Origin of the sequence: Rhizobium sp. UBA1881, from assembly GCF_002338015.1 — a bacterium.
GTDB lineage: Bacteria > Pseudomonadota > Alphaproteobacteria > Rhizobiales > Rhizobiaceae > Rhizobium.
Genome location: NZ_DDHH01000178.1, coordinates 1 through 968, shown reverse-complemented (window position 1 = coordinate 968; position 968 = coordinate 1). Strand labels below are relative to the sequence as shown.

At 62.3% G+C, this 968-nt stretch carries 1 protein-coding gene; it reads left to right on the top strand.

Features of this window, described 5'->3' with window-relative positions:
- The coding region (locus B3605_RS21790) for an efflux RND transporter permease subunit (protein WP_296436005.1) at positions 1-968 on the top strand (968 nt) is incomplete at both ends.

The following is a 968-nucleotide window of genomic DNA, read 5'->3' as shown; positions in this document are numbered from 1 at the left end:
CATCTCGCTGACCTTCGGCACGGCGGCCGATCCCGATATCGCCCAGGTGCAGGTGCAGAACAAGCTGCAGCTGGTGCAGTCCCAGCTGCCGAGCGACGTTATAGACGCCGGCATCAGCGTCACCCGCTCGACCTCGAGTATCCTTCTCGTCGGTGCGCTGGTCTCCACCGACGGCAAGCGCAACTCCGTCGATCTCGGCAACATCCTGTCCAACTCGATCGAAAAGCAGGTACAGCGCCTCGAAGGCGTCGGCAGCGTCAACATCTTCGGCTCCGGCTACGCCATGCGCGTCTGGCTCGACCCCTACAAGCTGGTCAAGTACCAGCTGACGACGGGCGACGTGACCTCGGCAATCGAGGCGCAGAACACCCAGGTATCCGTGGGTTCGCTCGGCGCCCAGCCTTCCCTCGAAGGCCAGCAGATGAACGTCACGATCACCGCGCAGAGCCAGCTGACCACCGTTTCCGACTTCGAGCACATCATCTTGAAGGTCGAGAAGGACGGCTCGACGGTTCGCTTGAGCGACGTCGCGCGCATCGAGATCGGCCAGGAAAGCTATGGCGGCTCCTCGCGCTACAATGCGCAGCCATCGAGCGGCTTCGCCGTCAACCTGGCGATCGGCGCCAACGCCATCGATACCGCCGGCCGTGTGAGAACCGCGCTCGATTCCATTTCCAAGGGCCTGCCCGAGGGCGTGGAGATCACCTATCCCTATGACACGACGCCCTTCGTCGAGCTGTCGATCGAAAAGGTGGTGCACACGCTGATCGAAGCCATCGTGCTCGTCTTCGTCGTTCTCCTGGTCTTCCTGCAGAACTTTCGGGCGACGCTCATTCCGACCATCGCGGTTCCGGTGGTTCTGCTCGGAACCTTCGGCATCCTTGCCGCGACAGGCTATTCGATCAACACGCTGACCATGTTCGCCATGGTACTCGCGATCGGTCTGCTCGTCGACGACGCCATCGTCG